Annotated in this window: 16 protein-coding genes and 1 pseudogene; 5 read left to right on the plus strand and 12 right to left on the minus strand. The window is 68.5% G+C overall.

Going from position 1 to position 16254, the window contains the following annotated elements:
* Positions 1-132 precede the first annotated feature (132 nt).
* Positions 133-446: pseudogene (tnpA, locus tag ACZ418_RS19595) on the minus strand (IS200/IS605 family transposase).
* A gap of 143 nt (positions 447-589) precedes the next feature.
* Here tnpA and ACZ418_RS19600 point away from each other — a divergent pair.
* The 3 genes from ACZ418_RS19600 to ACZ418_RS19610 all read left to right on the plus strand — a co-directional run bounded on the left by ACZ418_RS19600 (position 590) and on the right by ACZ418_RS19610 (position 3577).
* Positions 590-1951 (plus strand): RNA-guided endonuclease InsQ/TnpB family protein, encoded by a 1362-nt coding sequence (locus tag ACZ418_RS19600; RefSeq protein ID WP_468364179.1) that lies wholly within the window; start codon positions 590-592, stop codon positions 1949-1951.
* Between the two features lie 55 nt (positions 1952-2006).
* Positions 2007-2138: a hypothetical protein gene (locus ACZ418_RS19605; protein WP_468364415.1), complete on the plus strand. Its 132-nt coding sequence runs from the start codon at positions 2007-2009 to the stop codon at positions 2136-2138.
* A 587-nt stretch (positions 2139-2725) separates the two neighbouring features.
* A complete protein-coding gene (locus tag ACZ418_RS19610) occupies positions 2726-3577 on the plus strand; it encodes a S1 family peptidase (RefSeq protein ID WP_468364182.1) in 852 nt (283 codons plus the stop codon).
* Between the two features lie 367 nt (positions 3578-3944).
* Here ACZ418_RS19610 and ACZ418_RS19615 read toward each other — a convergent pair whose 3' ends face one another.
* From ACZ418_RS19615 to ACZ418_RS19630, 4 genes are all read right to left on the minus strand, one after another.
* Positions 3945-4241, minus strand: a complete 297-nt coding sequence (locus ACZ418_RS19615; RefSeq protein WP_468364185.1) for a hypothetical protein — start codon at positions 4239-4241, stop codon at positions 3945-3947.
* A 259-nt stretch (positions 4242-4500) separates the two neighbouring features.
* Complete coding sequence (locus tag ACZ418_RS19620) at positions 4501-5073, minus strand: dihydrofolate reductase family protein (protein ID WP_468364187.1); 573 nt, start codon at positions 5071-5073, stop codon at positions 4501-4503.
* 90 nt (positions 5074-5163) lie between these two features.
* The gene (locus ACZ418_RS19625; protein WP_468364190.1) at positions 5164-5907 is read right to left on the minus strand and encodes an SRPBCC family protein; all 744 of its coding nucleotides are present in this window, start codon (positions 5905-5907) and stop codon (positions 5164-5166) included.
* Positions 5908-5909: 2 nt separating this feature from the next.
* Entirely contained in the window at positions 5910-6575 is a 666-nt protein-coding gene (locus ACZ418_RS19630; protein ID WP_468364193.1) for an ArsR/SmtB family transcription factor, read from the minus strand.
* Between the two features lie 408 nt (positions 6576-6983).
* Between ACZ418_RS19630 and ACZ418_RS19635 the strand changes: the two genes are divergently transcribed.
* Positions 6984-7331, plus strand: coding sequence for a hypothetical protein (locus tag ACZ418_RS19635; protein ID WP_468364195.1), 348 nt, complete (start codon positions 6984-6986; stop codon positions 7329-7331).
* Between the two features lie 163 nt (positions 7332-7494).
* Here the strand turns inward: ACZ418_RS19635 and ACZ418_RS19640 are convergent, their stop codons facing one another.
* A complete protein-coding gene (locus ACZ418_RS19640; protein ID WP_468364197.1) occupies positions 7495-7836 on the minus strand; it encodes a luciferase domain-containing protein in 342 nt (113 codons plus the stop codon).
* Between the two features lie 210 nt (positions 7837-8046).
* A complete protein-coding gene (locus ACZ418_RS19645; protein WP_468364200.1) occupies positions 8047-8976 on the minus strand; it encodes an alpha/beta hydrolase in 930 nt (309 codons plus the stop codon).
* A 110-nt stretch (positions 8977-9086) separates the two neighbouring features.
* Between ACZ418_RS19645 and ACZ418_RS19650 the strand changes: the two genes are divergently transcribed.
* A complete protein-coding gene (locus ACZ418_RS19650; protein WP_468364202.1) occupies positions 9087-9533 on the plus strand; it encodes a MarR family winged helix-turn-helix transcriptional regulator in 447 nt (148 codons plus the stop codon).
* A gap of 117 nt (positions 9534-9650) precedes the next feature.
* On the opposite strand, the gene ACZ418_RS19655 is transcribed toward ACZ418_RS19650, so the two are convergent.
* The 5 genes from ACZ418_RS19655 to ACZ418_RS19675 form a co-directional block, all read right to left on the minus strand.
* Positions 9651-10046: a DUF3592 domain-containing protein gene (locus tag ACZ418_RS19655; protein WP_468364204.1), complete on the minus strand. Its 396-nt coding sequence runs from the start codon at positions 10044-10046 to the stop codon at positions 9651-9653.
* 956 nt (positions 10047-11002) lie between these two features.
* A complete protein-coding gene (locus tag ACZ418_RS19660; protein ID WP_468364207.1) occupies positions 11003-11458 on the minus strand; it encodes a DUF6884 domain-containing protein in 456 nt (151 codons plus the stop codon).
* 348 nt (positions 11459-11806) lie between these two features.
* Positions 11807-13198 (minus strand): MFS transporter, encoded by a 1392-nt coding sequence (locus ACZ418_RS19665; RefSeq protein WP_468364209.1) that lies wholly within the window; start codon positions 13196-13198, stop codon positions 11807-11809.
* A 355-nt stretch (positions 13199-13553) separates the two neighbouring features.
* Positions 13554-14282 carry a DNA-3-methyladenine glycosylase gene (locus ACZ418_RS19670; RefSeq protein WP_468364210.1) on the minus strand — a complete coding sequence of 243 codons (729 nt, stop codon included), beginning with the start codon at positions 14280-14282 and terminating at the stop codon, positions 13554-13556.
* Positions 14283-14858: 576 nt separating this feature from the next.
* Positions 14859-15863 carry a GlxA family transcriptional regulator gene (locus ACZ418_RS19675; RefSeq protein ID WP_107100545.1) on the minus strand — a complete coding sequence of 335 codons (1005 nt, stop codon included), beginning with the start codon at positions 15861-15863 and terminating at the stop codon, positions 14859-14861.
* Positions 15864-16254 lie beyond the last annotated feature (391 nt).

Raw genomic sequence — 16254 nt, forward strand, 5'->3', positions numbered from 1 at the left:
CTCCATCACGTACCGCGTGCGCACCGTTTTCTACCTTTGATCTTGGCCAGTGCGCCGCCCTTCAGGGCGGTGGTGAAGGCCATCTCAAGCCCGCTCTGACCCGCACGTGAGCACGGGGCGGCACTGTTTACCTCAGCTCACGGGGCGCTGTTGCCGCTCGATGTACTGCTGTACGACGGTCAGCGGCGCCCCGCCGCAGCTTCCGGCGACGTACGAGCCGGACCAGAAGTGTCCGCCCCACAGGTACCGGCGCACGTGCGCGTCGTACTCCCTGCGCAGCAGCCGGGCAGAGACGCCCTTGAGGGAGTTGACCAGCTTGGAGAGCTGCACCTTGGGAGGGCAGTGCACGAGCAGGTGGAATGGTCCTGTTCGCCGTTGAACTGCTTCAGCTCGGCTTCGAAGTCGGTGCACACCTCTCGCATGATCTCTTCGCAGCGCGTCAGCATCTCGTCGGTGAACGCCTTACGCCGCTACTTGGTGACGAACACCAAGTGGACGTGAAGGTTGTGGACGACGTGGCGTCCGGTCCTGACGTCAGGATGAGGGTTCCAGCGCGGTGACATAGACCAACCGTAGTATGGTGATCGCTGTGAGTGAACTCGGCCTGGTGAAACGGCAGTTCGGGCACCGTGCCCGACTGGCACTCATCCCTGCCGAAATCCGACTCCTGGACGACCAGGCGCACGCGGCCCGCACGATGTGGAACTGCCTGCACTCCTGGTGGACGATGCTCCCCAAGGGCAAGCGCACCCTTGCCGCCGCCGACGAAGCGATACGGCAGGGGCGCAAGGATCTCGATTACCTCGGCAAGCTGCCCGCGCAGGCCGCGCAGGCCGCGCAGGCCGCGCAGGCCGTCTTGAAGACGTACGTGCAGAGCTGGAAGAACTGCTGGGAAGGCCGCGCCGGCGAGCCGAACTACAAGAGCCGCTTCCGCTCCGCGATGTCCGTGGACATCCCGCAGGGTCGGGACCTGAACATCGTCCGCGTCCACCGCCGCTGGGGCATGGTCAACATCCCCAAGGTGGGCCGGGTTCGCTTCCGCTGGACCAAAGACCTGCCCGTGGGCAAGAAAGCAACCAAGGAGAACCGGATCACCGGCGCCCGGCTGGTCAAGGACGCTTTGGGCTGGCACATCGCATTCCGCGTGCAGACCCTGGAGGCCAGGCCCCAGCCCCACCAGGGGCCGGAGGTCGCCATCGACGCCGGAGTGAACATCCCCCTCGCCCTGTCCAACGAGGACCACCAGGACCACGGACGTCCGCCCCGTCTCCCGGACCAGACCGCTGACCGGGACAAGTGGCTCACCGAGAAGGAGAAGGCCAAGCTCCTCACGCTGGAGCGGCAGGCCGCACACCAGAAGTCTTTCCGCAAGAAGGGGGAGAAGACCTCCCGCCGCTTGCAGCACACCTACGACCAGATCAAGCAGCTTAGAGCAAAAGCCACGCGACGAGCCTTGGACTGGCAGCACCAGACGACCACCTACCTCGCCCGCACCTACGGCACGGTCGTGGTCGAACAGCTCAACATCCTTGGCATGACCAAAGCGCCCAAGCCGAAGCCCGACCCCGACAACGAAGGCAACTACCTGCGCAACGGGGCCAAGACCAAGGCCGGTACGAACCGCTCCCTCACACAAGAGGCGTGGGGGCGGACGGTCACGATGCTGACGTACAAGCTCGCCCGGTGCGGCGGCGAGCTGGTCAAGGTACCGGCCCCGTACACCTCCCAGCGATGCTCAGCGTGCGGCTTCATCACGCCAGGCAGCCGAGAGACCCAAGAGCTGTTCGCGTGCAAGAACACCGAGTGTGGATGGACCGGAAACGCCGACTGGAACGCGGCCCGGAACATCCTGCACCTGTATCGGATCGGCCACGTCATCATGGAGATCCCGGCCGCCGGAAGGCGCGGTCGTAGGGCGGGTAAAACCGTCAAGCCCGTCGCCGAAAGGTAGACGGGAATCCCCTCCCTGAGCTTGCGAAGAGAGGGGAGAACTTCAAACTCACCGGATGAGCAACTACACGTGCACACAATGCGGAACCGTCGGCTTGGCGGAAGGTTTCATCGAGGATGCCGGCGAGAACTCCCGTGGCTACGCCCGCTGGATCGAGGGCGCGTTGGACGCCACCGGTCAGGTGTAGCCGGCCCTGGTTGACTGGCCGCTCGGTCCGCCATTTGCAGATCCGCCTTCGCTGCCATGACCGCCGGACCGGTCGGCTTCGTGTCGGCGCGCCCAGGCAGCGCCCATACGGTGATCCGCGCTACTGTCGACGGCTCCGCCATCGAAACGCCCCCGCACTGCTGCGTACTTGCTGCCCTGAGCGCGGTCTCGAAGCCCCTGAAGAGGCACCTGAAACGGCGATGCTGGGCGGTGCACGCAACAGTACGCGACCCGTGCGGGTCGGCAGCGCGGACGGAGGCGCGTGCGGTCCCGCCCGCGCCGGCGAACTCGCCTTCACTCTGGCCGGGAAGGGCCTCATCCTTCCCAGGCCACAGCCGACCGCTTGCTCGGTCTTCCTGCCGCTCAGCGACCGGCTCGGCGGGTGGTCGAGGTGGGGAAATGCGCGGCGGCCTCCATCGGTGCCGGGATTCCATTGCTGTGAATCTCTTGTGCGCGGGGCTCTCCGGCGGCATTCTCACTGATCGGTGCATGTCAGGAACACGCCGTTCTGGCTCGTCTCACGGGCCCCCACCCCGTAGGGCCTTGCGCTTCCCAAGAGGAGGATCAGTGAGAACCAAACGCACCCGTCTGCTCGCCGTCGCCGCAGGTCTCGTCGCCGCCACCCTGGCGGGAGTTCCCACCGCCGGTGCCGCAAACTCCCCGGTCCGCGGCACGGCGCAGCTGGCCCGCGTTTCGAACAACATCGCCCGGGCCGGTGTCGACGGCACCGCCTGGTACGTGGACCGGGAGTCCGGACGCGTCGTCGTCACCGCCGACAGCACGGTCACCAAGGCCGCAATCGCCCGCATCGAGAAGGCCGCCGACGGCGATCCGGGTGCCGTGCAGGTCCGACACACCGACGGCGTCTTCCGGCCGCTGCTGGGCGCCGGTGACGCCATCTACGGTGGGCAGTACCGCTGTTCGCTCGGTTTCAACGTGGTCAGCGGCAGTACGTACTACTTCCTCACCGCGGGCCACTGCGGCAAGGTCGCCAAGACCTGGTACACCAACCAGGCCCACACCACTCTCATCGGTCCGACCATCGGCTACGACTTCCCCGGCAACGACTACGCCCTGGTCCGCTACGACAACACCGCTCTGAGCCACCCCGGCGGCTACAGCGCGGCGAACGCCTACGTCGGCGAGGCGGTCAAGCGCACCGGTTCGACCTCCGGCACCCACAGCGGCACGGTGACCGCGCTCAACGTCAGCGTCCGCTACCAGGGCGGCGGCACGGTCAACGGCATGATCCAGACCACCGTCTGCGCCGAGCCCGGTGACTCCGGCGGCCCCCTCTACGACGGGACGAAGGCACTCGGCATCACCTCCGGCGGCAGCGGTGACTGCACCACCGGCGGCACGACGTTCTACCAGCCGGTGCCCGAGGCGCTCAACGCCTACGGCGTCAGCATCTACTAGACAGCGCCCCCTCGCCGGCATCCGTCCGGCACCCAGGCGTCACCGTCGAGCCGCCCTGTCGTGAAAGCTGAACGTGCGCAGGCGGCTCGACGGTTGGAGGCCGCACGGCCGACAGGCGCCCTTGTGTCGCCCGAGCAGATGACCGTCTTGAACGGCAGCCGTGACGAGCGACGGGTGTGGCGCTGTCACAGAAGCGACGGCGACGAAGCAGAGCGGGCCCGCCGCCAGGGGGCCGCGCCCGCTCCTCAACTCCACCATGGCCTGAGTGCCAGTTCCGTCGCCTGCCGCACCTGTTCCCGCAGCCGGACGGTGTCGACGGTGGCGATGGCCGCGTCCTCGTCGTCCAAGAGCGTGTTGAGCGCACCGTTTACGGGGATGGGGGACGGACCACGCCAGCGCGGCGCGCCGGCGGTCGGCCTTCGGGGGTTTCCGGCTTTTTCCTGTTCAGGAGTTGCTTCGCTGCCTCGATGGCTTCCCGGTTGAGTTCCTCGACGGAAATGCCCCAGGATTCCTCCCAGGCGGCCAGGTTGAGAGCGCAGTGGACGAGTGGCTGCAGGTCTTCGGGATACCCGAGGTCATACGCGATGTCCGCCCAGATGAGGTGCGTCCCGGTGGGAGGATCGAGGGATCCGTCGGCGATCTGTTCGGCGATCCAGTAGGCCATGGCCCACTTCGCGGCTCGTGGGTCGTCCGGCGGACGGAAAAGCAGTCCCAGTTCGTCCAGCTTCGGCTTTTTCGTCGTTAGCTGGAGCAACGTACTCTCGCACGGCCGCCGTCCCTGTCGCCATCGGCTTCCGCTGTGCCCGCCGGTCGATCAGGACTTGAGGACACGCTTGCGCAGCAGGTGGCAGCCGGCGGCGTCGAACATCTGGCGTTCGACTACCAAAACCGGAACTGCCCCTGGGAGCGGGCGGCGGAGCTGGTCAGCGGACCACGTCGAACACCTGCTTCTGCAGGCCGTTGGAGTAGACCTCGTGCTCGACCAGCTTCAGCTTCTGGGTGTCCCTGTCCGTGGTGCTGAACAGACGCTTGCCGGCGCCGAGCAGCAGCGGGTAGACGAGCAGGTGGTAGCGGTCGATCAGGCCGGCGTCCGAGAGGCTGTGGTTCAGGGTGGCGCTGCCGTGGACGATGATCGGGCCTCCTTCGGTCTTCTTGAGGTCGGCGACCTCGTCGAGTGAGCGCAGGATGGTGGTCTCGCCCCAGTTGGAGACCAGCTTGTCCTCGGTGAGGGTGGTGGAGACGACGTACTTCGGCATCGTCTTGTAGTGGGCGAACTCCGCCATGTCCGGCCACACCGGGCTGAACGCCTCGTAGCTGACCCGGCCCATCAGGATGGCGGTGGCTTCCTGCTGCTCTCGTTCCTTGATCTCGAATGCCTCGGGGACGAACTCGACGTCCTTGAAGGTCCAGCCGGAGTTGCGGTAGCCCGGCTCGCCGCCTGGGGCCTCCACGACGCCGTCGAGCGAGATGAAGGCGGTGCTGATCAGGGTACGCATGCGTGATTCCTCGGCTTCTCGTGTGGGTTGTTCGACGTCTGGAGTGAGGGATCGGAGTGCCCGTCGGCGCGGAGGAGCTGGGTGCGGGCGTCAGTCGAGGAGCCGGGTCAGCCACTGCTGCCAGGCGGCCTCGGCGCCGTCCGTGTCCGGCCCGAAGAGGTGATGGAACATCAGCACAGGTCCGCCGCTGGTGCCGTGGTGGAAGGTGTAGATCCCGTCCCCGGTGCGGATCTCGAAGCGCTCGTCGTCCGCCCAGACCACCTCGCCGTCCAGGGGCGGCAGGGCCGCCGGCTCCGCGTGCACCGGCGTGCCCACGGCGAGGGAGGTCGGCAGTGACAGAGCGCTGGTCAGTGCCGCCCATACGTCCGTTGCCGGGCGCTCGCCGGGCATGGCCACGGCGAAGACGGGAACGCCGGTGCGGCCCCTGAAGTGCGTCAGGTACTCGCCCAGCGTGTGCAGATGGAAGGGCCAGCCGCGGCGCAGCGCGTCGTACTCGTCCTCCCAGTTGTCGCCGAGCAGGCCGCTGTGGACGACGCGGAGCACGGTGCTGCCCTTGTCCCGGCCTTCGATCAGGTACTCGAAGGCCATGAAGCGGCCGTCCGCGCCGGTGGCCGTGCGCATGGCGAAGCGCTTGCCGGGTTCGTAGGCGGTGACTACGGCCTCCTCGCGGTGGCCGCCGGTCTCCATGCCGGCGACGCCGCCCTCGCGTGGTTCCACGTCATTGCGCCCCATGAACCAGGAGTCGATCCCCGGTCCGGTGGCGACGGCCTCCCAGACCTGTTCCGGGCTCGCCGGCAGCGTCGTCTCCAGCTCGATCTCGAACGGGTGTGTCATCGTCAGTCGTCCTGTCCTGCATCGGGTTCAGTCGTGTCGGTGCCCCCGGACTGCTCTGTTTCGCTCCGCTCGCCCCCGTCCCCCGGCTGCCTGGCAGGGATCTGGTGGAGTCCGACGACGACACGGTGGCTGCGACCGCCCGGGGCGCTCTCGTCGTGGTACCGGCTGACGAGGGCCGCGACGGCCTGCGTCAGTTCGTCGGCGAATGCCGTGCGGTCGGCCGCGGAGGCGAAGCGGACCTCCGTGTCGATGCCGAAGGTGGCGACCCGCTTCCGGGCTCGGGAGGCGCCGGTCAGCAGAGACCCGACCTCCTGCACCAGCCGGGCTCCCAGGGCCAGCAGCCAGTGGGCGGAGAGCTGGTCGGGCGAGCGGGAGGGGTCCGGCCTGACGGCGGCCAGAGCGGTGGGGGAGATCACGTAGGAGGCGGCGGTGGCGCGGTAGATCCGTTCGGTGACGTTGCCCTTGCGCCGCTCCTCGACGAGTTCTACCAGGCCGTGACGCTCCAGTTCCTTCAGGTGGTAGTTGACCTTCTGCCGGGGGAGCTCCAGGCGAGTGGCCAGCATGGCGGCAGAGCCGGGCTCGGCCAGGGCGGCGAGGATCCGGGACCGTATCGGGTCCAAGGATGCCTCGGCCGCGGCGGGTTCTTCGATCACAGCGACGTCCAGCACCGTTCCAGGGTCCACCCGACAGATATACCTGTCAAGAAAAATTTTGTTGTCGGTGAGATCGTCTGCCGCGCCGGAACGTCGGTGGCGGTGCCGACAGACCGCCCGGTGGCTCCGCCGTACTCTCGGGCGAAGCAGGTGGCTTCCGGTGCGGACCCGATTGGCGCAGCCGGAGCGCGCGCCGAGGGCTCGGTCACCGCCACCGCCGCCCATGGCGCCCTGCGCGTGGGCGAAGTGGCCTGGGTGCGGCCGTAGTCGGAGACCTCGTACGGCGCCATCGAGGTCGGCAACGGCGCGGTGCAGCCGTCGACTGCGCCGCGCCGAGTCGGGGGCAACTCACAGGCGAGAACGCTTGGCTGCTGCGGTGGGCGGGCCGCGTCTGAGGGTGGCAGGATGAGGGAGGTGTCCGTCATGAGCAAGCTGCAGATCAAGCCCGGTCAGAGTGTCGTAGTGCTGGGCAAGCCCAACGACGTCCATCTGGAGGTGGAGGAGGCCACGGATGACGCCGCTTCGGCCGATGCGGTGCTCGTCTTCGTGACCACCTCGGGTGATCTTCTCGGGGCGGATGCGCAGGCGGCGCTCGCCGCCGCGCAGCGCGATGCCCTCGCCTGGGTGGCCTACCCGAAGGGCGGGAAGCTCGGCACGGATCTGAACCGCGACACGTTGGCTGCCGCGCTTTCCGAGCGGGGCGTGCGGCCCGTGCGGCAGATCGCCATCGACGACACCTGGTCGGCGCTCCGGTTCCGGCCTGGCGACTGATCTCCGGGCGCACTTCGCAAGACGGTGCTTCCTCGCACCTCTCGCAGGTGAAGTCGGCGGCCGTCTGCCGACAGGGCTTCGGTGCAGTCCAGCGTCTGCGCCCGGCATGGAATGGTTCAACGAATTCAGCGCCTCGGTTCGCACGAGGGGGGCTTCGACGAGCTCACCGACCCCAGAGGCGGTGGCGAAGCTGGTCGCCGAGTGCGTTCATTGCACTCGGCTGCCGGACAGTCGTCGCGAACTGGCCACGACTGATGAGCCTGGAGGCGAGGCTGACCAGGGTCATCAGCAGCTCGATGTCCACCGCCAGGTCAAGGCGCAGCGTCACCCAGTGCGAGCCCGGCACCAGTCGGACGGCGCGGACTCCTGTGAGGTGCTCCTCGAACCGCCGGATGGTTCGCGCCGTGAGGCGCAGGTCAACGTCCCGGTCGGAATGGAAGTGGGCGATCTCGTCGTGTACTGAGGCAAGTGCCCGGCCAATGCCGCAGCTCGGCTCCGCCTCCAACAGGTCGGGCCAAGTAGCCAGTTGCGTGAAGGCGCGCGGCCAACGTCATGCGCCCATCATGACCCGCTCGTACCACAGACACCAGAACGTGCGGGATCCTAACCATGCCGCAGTCCACGAAGTCTGGATTCAGATGATGCGCACTGTGATGTCGGCGATGGTGCTCCTGCGGCCGTCGCCGACATCACATGGAGGCCGTCGGGGTTGGTGTCAGTGGACCGGTTCGAGATGGTCGGCGCCCGGGCGCCCGGCGCTCAGGTGGGCGGTGAGGAAGCGTGCGGCGCGGTCGAGTGCGGCGTCCGCCTCGTCGAGGCGGCCGTAGTGGTGTTGGAAGACGTGGGGGAGGCCGGGGCCGACTTCGAGCGTGACCTCGACGCCGTCGGCGCCCGCGCGGCCGGCCAGCCGGACCGCGTCGTCGAGGAGCACCTCGTTCGCCCCGACCTGCACGAGGAGCGGGGGCAGTCCGGTGAGGTCGGCGAACACCGGGCTGGCCAGGGGATGCGCCCTGTTGCCTGCGCCGACGTAGAGATCGGCGTAGGCGCGCACGTCGGCCTCTGTGAAAATGGGGTCGGCGCTCTCCTTGGAACGGATGCTTCCTCCAGCGAGGGTGAGGTCGCCCCAGGGGGAGAAGACGACCACGGCGGCTGGTTGCGGCAGCCCGGCCTCCCGGGCGGCGAGCAGCGTGGCGATGCTCAATCCGCCACCGGCGGAGTCACCGGCCATGACGAGGTCCCGTGGGTCGGTTCCCGACGCCAGCAGCTCGCGGTAGGCCGCGAGCCCGTCGTCGACAGCCGCGGGGAAAGGGTGCTCGGGCGCCAGCCGGTAGTCCACCGACGTCGCGCGCAGCCCGGCGCGGCGGGCCAGTTCGCCGACCAGCCCTGCGTGGGTGTCCGGTGAGCCGATGACGTAGCCGCCGCCGTGCAGGTAGAGCAGTCGGCCGGGGCCGGAGGCTTCGGCCGACTCCAGCTCCAGGGTCGGCCGCCCGCCCAGGATGGTCCTGCGGGTGACCACGCCCTCCGGCGCGGGGCGGGTGAGAGCTGCGGCGAAAGCGCTGCGCTGCTCCTCGGGAGTGGGCCGCCTCTCGCTGCGAGGGGCGGAACGGAGTATGGCGTCCAGGGCGTCGCGCTGCTGTCGGGACATGCGGGGCCTCCAGGGGTCGGGGTGCGAGGATGGATTCCTGGGAATCCATCTGTCTGACCTCAACTGGATTCCAAGGAAGATGATTCCCGGGAATCTATTGGAAGGTGAATGTGAGCCACATCACCCGGATCTTCACCGATCTGGTCCGCGTTGAGACCCGGCTCTACAACGCGGTGAACGCCCGGTTGCGCGCCGAACAGGGGCTGGGACTGGGACAGTTCGAGCTTTTGGAGATCATCGACCGCGTGCCGGAGTGCCGCGTGCTCGACATCGTCGGCGAACTGGCGATCACCGTGGGGGCCGTTAGCAAGGCGGTCGACCGGCTGGTGGCTGCGGGCTGGTGCCTGCGGGTCGCGCACCCCCAGGACCGCCGCTCGTCCGTCCTCCGCCTCACATCCGCGGGTGAGGAGCAGTTGTCCGCTTCCCGCCCCATTGTCGAAAGCGAGCTCATCTCACTGACCGCGGCGGTTCCCCCCGACGACCTGGCCCGCATCGCCTCAACCCTGGCCCTCCTTCGCGCAGCCCTCGAAGCGGGCGCCCATGGTCGGCCGGGATGAGGGGACATGACCCGCGAACGGCATCCGCCCCCCCAGGGTTGAGTGACGCAGCTTGGCCCCGCAAAGCCGACATCAAGGAATTCAATTCAGTAGTGAGAGCGAGGAGGGAGAATAAGCTCAGCGTGTGAGCACGAATCCAACCACGACGCCGAGGAAGATCATGCCTCCGGCGAACAGGCCGACGATCGGAGACAGGCGGTACTGCCGGGTGAATACCCTTGCGCTTTCCGGCCTTTCGGGCAGGTAGACGACCGGCACATGGGTTCCGAGGGCCAGCCTCGGTGCCACCGCGGCGGGCCGGAACGTGACGGGCCGCCCCTGCCGGTCGGTGAACTCGACGACGGGCGTCGAATAATCGTCCCCCGGCTCATGCTCCTGGTCCACCACCACCCCCTCGGCGTGCACCCCGTAGCGGCTCAGCCGCATCTGCAGCCGTGCCTCCCGGGCACCGGCCCACAGCATCACCAGGCCCACCAATACGGCCAGCCCGATACCGATCGTTTCACCCGTCATCCGTCCCTGCTCTCCCTCGCACAGTGCCCGCCCGGCACCGGCCGCGCATCAGGAGGACGCGGCACGCAGCCCGATGGTTCACGAAGGTGCGTGGGCACACCGGCCCCCCGGACTTGCGTGCTCATGGCGGGGGCCACGAAGGGCCGGCAGCCGCCTTCGCCGTCGGGCACGCGACTGCCGCCCCTGATGAGCCTTCACTGAGTCGAGCCAGTCAACTCAGTCAGCGCAGTCAACTGACCAGGCACGGCAGGCTCGCTGACCCATCGGACACCCCTAGAGCCCAAAGGCCGGTGCAGTAGGGGGAGCCGTCGAGGTAGCGCACGTCCGGCCGGAGATGCCGGCCGTAGAGAAGACATGCCTCCGGCGGGTCCTCTCTCGGAGGGGGAGGGGGCTGGTCGTAGTGCTCCTGGTCAGCAAGAGGTCAGCATCAGTCGCGAGGAGTCGGTCGGCCGTGGCGCGGGATTCGTTGGTCCGTCGGATGGGCTCGTTCTTCAAGAAGTGCGAGCATCCGCGGTCCCGGTGGCCGAAGTGCCCCCACCCCTACAAGATCCGGTACCGGTCGGCGACTGACAAGCAGTCGGCACAACAGGCTCACTCGAAGGCGGAGAGCATCCGGAAGTATGGAGCACCACCTCCATCCGGCGCCGGCGGCGAGCGGCCAAGTGGTCGGCGCACCCGCGTACATGCCATCCGAGCAAAGTCAGGGTGCGCCCGGACACCCCTGCCCGGCTTGATGACCTGACCGTCGCACTCTTGACGAAGGCTCCCGAGGACCGGCCGGGCGCCCGTACTCCCGCTGCCGCCTTGGCCGCCCTTACCGATCACGACGTTGCGACGCCGACACGGCGGATCATTGACACCACCCCGGGGTGAAGAGCTGATTGCGGCAGTTGGCGGTTCGGAGGCAGGCCGGGGGTAACTGGCGGTTTCAAAACGCGCGGTCGCCGCGCGAAGCGTCATGTCAGAGGCATTCCCCGTCCCTCGCGCAATGCTGCAAGCCGGGCCATTTGCTCACCCATACCGCGTGCTCCGGCCAACGGCGTGTGGACGTGCGGCCAGACGGAGCGCACGAGGCCGATGTGTCGTGCACCGCCGAGGGCCACCACCGGGTCAAGGCCCACGATGTCACGCACGGTTGCCTGTTCCAGAAGGACCTGGCTCGTTACCGCGTCGGCTGCGCCATGAGGTGTGTCGTACGGCTCGATGACGTCGTCGAGGTCGAGGAGCCCGTGGCGTGCGGAAAGAATGAGCAGCAGGTCAGGTTCCAGTGCGTCGGCCGCCTTGCGGCATGCCCGGTGGTAGGAGCCTACGTACATGTCTGCGGAGCGCGCGGGCGAGCCCAGTTTGCGGCTGCCGCACGGGATGACGACGAGTTGCGGCTTGAAGTAGTCGAGATGGTCGTTTGTGGTCATGTCTGGGGTCCTGCCTGCGCTGTGAAGTGAGCAGTACTGGTCGTGTGCGCGCCCGGCGTGTTCTGGTGGAGACCCGCCTGCCGGGCGGTCGAGCCGGGGGATGGCTATGGCGGAGCGGAGTTCGAGAAGCACAGGGTCATGCCGGATGACCGGCCTGAGGCGTCCACGGGAGGGGCAGTGGAGGCGGCCGATGGAAGCTCAGACCCGGCAATGCCGCCGTCGCACGAACAGCTGGTGCACACTCGGCCTCTTCGAGCAGGCTCGCTATGTCCCCTGACGCGCAGCGGCAGCACCGTTCCGCCAGGCCCGCCGCGGCCGCGGACTCTCGCTTTCGCCGCCGGCGGCACGTCAGACCACGCGCTCCTTGGCGTTGGTCCTCGCCGTCGGAGTCTCGGCCGGTGTCGGGTGGAGTCCGGCGAAGCCGAGGAACGCACCGAAGGCCGTCACGCCGGCGGCGATGGTGAAGCTGAAGGCGTAACCGTGCGCGGCGGCGGTCACCTGGTCGGCGCCCGCACGCCGCAGCACGGCGGCGTGGCCGGTGCCCAGTGAGACCAGGGCAGCCAGACCGATGGCGCTGCCGATCTGCATGGAGGCATTGTTCATGCTGGTGGCGATGCCCGCGTCCTCACCGGTGGCGCCGTCCACTCCGGCGACAGTGGATCCGACGAGGACGAGGCCGCCTCCCAGCGGCACGAGGATCAGTCCGGGCAGTACGTCGGCCACATAGGTGCCGTGGCTGCTGAGGCCGGCAAGGAGGACGTAGCCGACCGTGGTGACCGCAAGCCCTCCTCCGTTCAGGGCCCGCAGACCGAACCGGGGAAGGAGACGTGGTGCCATCACGGTGGCGCTGAAGAGAATGACCAACCCGAACGGTACAAAGGCGAATCCGGTCGCCAGCGCGGAAAAGTGCAGTATGCGCTGGACATACAGGCTCAGTGAGAAGAAAAGGGTGGCGAACCCGACGTAGTAGCAGATGCGCACGATGTTGGCGATGCTCCGGTTACGTGAGCGCAGGAATGCGAGGGGCACCAGGGGCTGGGCCACGTGAGCCTCCACCAGCACGAAGCCGATCAGGCAGAGCACACCGATCCCGACGCAACCCAGGACGGGGAACGAGAACCATACGTGACTGTCCTTCTCCAGGAGGCCGAACACGACCAGGAGCAGACCGAGGGTGACCGTGACGGCGCCGAGGACGTCAGGGCGACCGCGCTTGGTGGCCCGGCTTTCGGAGACGAGCTTGAAAGTGGCGAAAAACGCGAACGCGGCGATGGGCAGATTGATGAAGAATATCCAACGCCAGGAGGCGATGGTGGTCAGGATGCCCGAGAGCACGACTCCCAGGGCTACCCCAACTCCGGCCAGCCCGCTCCAGATGGCCATGGCCCGTGCCCTTTCCTGCCGCTGTGTGAACAGTAGCGTCACCAGGGACAGGGCTGCCGGGCTGACGAGTGCCGCACCGACGCCCTGTACGAAGCGGCCGGCGATCAGTACACCGGCTTGCTGGGCCACTCCCGCGCTCGCCGACGCCAGCGCGAAGATCGCCAAGCCGATCAGGAAGAGGCGTCTGCGGCCGAGCAGATCACCCAGGCGTCCGCCAAGCATCAGCAGCCCACCGTAGGTGACGGTGTAGCCGTTGACGACCCATGCCAGGCCCGTGGTCGTGAAGCCGAGATCGTGCTGGATGGGGGGAAGCGCGACATTGACCACGGTCACATCGAGGAGCAGCATCACCTGCACGAGGCAGATGATCCCGAGCGCGCGCCACCTGCGCGGATCCGGTTCGGGAGTGGGACTGATCGGAGTCATCACTGATCGCCTTCTATACGGTCGGGCCGCCGTCCCCGCGGACGCCGTCTCAGGAGGAGAGGCAGCAAGCGGGCCCGGCCCAACGGACATTTCCTGAGGTTTTCAACTCGCAGGCGCCAGGTGTGCGTGGCCGCGGATAAGGACGGCGAAGGCGCACATTCGGTCTTCGCTGCGGGTTCGTCGCAGACCCCGGCGCCGGTACCGGAGCGAGGCTGAAGCACCTCCGGGTGCCGCCGCCTCCGGGGAGCGGCGTCGGCACTCGTGATGTTCCAGGCCGGCGGGAGGGTCAGCCCTTCGCCCGCCTCCGTTGGCGGGACCCTGGGTGCGCCCGATAGGCGCTGACGCTCGACTCGCCCAGCATCCAGAAGCGCCAGGGGTACAAAGCAGCAGGACCGCCCACCCCCGTCCGCGGCCCTCGGCCGACCCGCGCGGACGAGACGCCCCCGGCGGGTTCCGCGAGGAACAACTCCGCCGCTGCGTGGCATGCTGACTGTCCGTCATGATGCAGATCGGCGATGCCCAACGCTCGCGCGAGGTTGGCCGGGCCGCGCGTCAGATCGCGCGCCCGTACCCCAGGCCCCCGGCGTTCTTGCGCGACGTCTGCTCCCTCCACGACGGTGCCGGTGCGGAGCAGCACCGAAGCGGGACGCCGCCCGGGCCCGCAGACGGCGTTCAGGCACCGATGCACCGCGTGCGTCCGGTACACATAGAAGGTCCCCGGGGCCCCGAACTCCGCTCGATTGGTCCGGTTCGGGCCCCGGAACGCGTGCGAGGCCGGGTCATCGGGCCCCTCGTACGCCTCCACCTCGGTGATACGCACCGCCGTCACGCCGCGCTGCGAGCGCGAGACCACGAGAGCCCCCAGGAGTTCGGGAGCCACCTCGAGGGCGGGCCGGTCGAAGAAGTGCTCGCGCATGGCGGACCGCCCTGCCGACGTAGCCGCCGGCTCATCGAACGCCCGCAACTGCTCGTGATCGGTCCCGGCCACGCCCGGGACCGTCCGGTTCTCTGCCAAGCCGCTGCCTCCTGTCGAGATTCCGGGACGCCGGATCCGACGCCCCCACCGTCCCAGCGCTCTCCTTGCGTCGCCCCATGGCCCGAGAAACTGCCGTGAGGCACTCGGATACGGACCTTCGAGCGGAACGCCCACCAGGCCGGTGGAGGAAGGAACACGCTTCCGGACGAGGTGACATCGAGGCTGAGCACGCGATCCAGGCTGCGGACGCGATGCTGGACTATCCGCAGTCGGGCGAACGTTTCCGGGGCCGCGAGACAACGCGGCGGGCATCCGGCCGACCGGCGCTTCACCCTCCTGCGCGTCACCGGCCACGCGCATGTATGGGTGAGCGAATGCGTCACCATCTACGACGGTGCCGCCTTCGTACTTGGCGAGGTCATGGAATTCGCCGACCAGCAGTTCGTGCACGAGACGCGGTACTTCGCCGGTCCTTTCAGCGCGTCCGCGTGGCGGGCCGCGCTCGCAGAGCCGGTGCTTGGGACAGACTGTCGAGGAGGCCTGACTGGCCTCGTCCGGCACGGCCGGCCTGTCGGATTTCGGCGATTGTCCGTGCTCGCCGGATACCTCCAGGGCTCAGGCGCCCTTGCCGTCGACTCCGGTGTGCGTGGTGCGGAAGCGTGCCCGGTAGGCTCCCGGCGTGATGCCGAGGTTGCGCGTGAAGGCACGACGCAGGGACTCCGGTGACCCGAAGCCGGTGCGCCGGGCCACCGTGGCCATGGGGTCGTCGCTGTCTTCCAGCATCGCCTGGGCGGCCTCCATGCGGACCTGCTCGACGTAGCGGGCCGGGGTCGTGTGCATCTCGTCGTGGAACAGGCGTGTCATGTGGCGGGTGCTCACACCTGCCCGGCGCGCCATGGCGGCAAGGGTGTGCGGGGCGGACGGGTCCTCGGCGACCGCGTCCAGGACCCGGCGCAGCATCTCCTGTCTCGCGCGCGGGGTGTGGGTGCGGACACTGAACTGGGACTGGCCGCCCGGCCGCTGCATGAACACGACCATGTCCTTGGCCACGGCGCGGGCGACGTCGGCGCCGAGGTGCTCCTCGACCAGGGCGAGCGAGAGATCGATGCCCGAGGTGACGCCTGCGGAGGTCATGATGTGGCCGTCGCGTACGAACAGGGCGTCCGCTTCCACGGTCACCTTCGGGTAGCGCAGGGCGAGCTGGTCGGCGAAGCGCCAGTGCGTTGTCGCCTTGCGTCCGTCGAGCAGTCCGGCCGCGGCGAGGAGGAAGGCGCCGGTGCAGATGGACGCCGTGCGGCAGCCGCGTGCGTCGAGCCCTCTCATGGCGTCCAGCAGCGCGTCGTCCTTGATGAGGGAGGGCCACTCCGGGCCGCCGGGGATGACGACCACATCGCTGGCCGCCTGTACCTGCGCGGCAGCGAGGTCGACGCGCAGTCCGGTGCCGGCTGCGGTGACCACGTCGGCGCCGTCAGGGGAGACCGTGCGTACGCGGTAGCGGCCGCCGAATTCGTTGGCTGTCGTGAACACCTCGATCGGTCCGGTGACGTCGAGCAGCCGTACGCCGGGGAAGACCAGCACGGTCACCAGGAGCGGCTTCCTGCCTGACGGCCTGTCCTTCATCGTGCGCCTCCCGGACGGACTGGGGCCCACATCGGAGGACACCATCATCCGCCCGGCGATGCTCTGCCGCTCCCGTGCCGATTGTCGTCCGCGTCCCTGCGGCATGCTGCTGCCTTCCGTGGTGTGGAACGAGGCACCGGGCTTCGGCGCCTCGCCCGTGTTCAGCGGTCGCTTGCCGTCTCGTCATGGCCACAGGTGTGGCCACAACACGCTCGGACAAGGACATCGGGGCATCGGGCCGGCACCCGGCAACGGGCCTGCACGGTGCTCGATGTCCTGGTGTGAGGGCGTCATGGCGCGTGCTGTTCTGTGGCGGAAGCCGCGCTTCGCCATAGCGTCGAGGGCGCCAATGGGCCGACGGTCTCGGCCGCGTCCCTGAGCTGCTGGGTGT

The sequence above is a fragment of the Streptomyces sp. NPDC030820 genome (assembly GCF_055572075.1).

Coding starts and splice junctions, on each gene's coding strand:
- ACZ418_RS19605 (WP_468364415.1), top strand. CDS start 2,007: ATGAGCAACTACACGTGCACACAATGCGGAACCGTCGGCTTGGCGGAA.
- ACZ418_RS19615 (WP_468364185.1), bottom strand. CDS start 4,241: ATGGCCTACTGGATCGCCGAACAGATCGCCGACGGATCCCTCGATCCT.
- ACZ418_RS19620 (WP_468364187.1), bottom strand. CDS start 5,073: ATGCGTACCCTGATCAGCACCGCCTTCATCTCGCTCGACGGCGTCGTG.
- ACZ418_RS19625 (WP_468364190.1), bottom strand. CDS start 5,907: ATGACACACCCGTTCGAGATCGAGCTGGAGACGACGCTGCCGGCGAGC.
- ACZ418_RS19635 (WP_468364195.1), top strand. CDS start 6,984: ATGAGCAAGCTGCAGATCAAGCCCGGTCAGAGTGTCGTAGTGCTGGGC.
- ACZ418_RS19645 (WP_468364200.1), bottom strand. CDS start 8,976: ATGTCCCGACAGCAGCGCGACGCCCTGGACGCCATACTCCGTTCCGCC.
- ACZ418_RS19655 (WP_468364204.1), bottom strand. CDS start 10,046: ATGACGGGTGAAACGATCGGTATCGGGCTGGCCGTATTGGTGGGCCTG.
- ACZ418_RS19660 (WP_468364207.1), bottom strand. CDS start 11,458: ATGACCACAAACGACCATCTCGACTACTTCAAGCCGCAACTCGTCGTC.
- ACZ418_RS19675 (WP_107100545.1), bottom strand. CDS start 15,863: ATGAAGGACAGGCCGTCAGGCAGGAAGCCGCTCCTGGTGACCGTGCTG.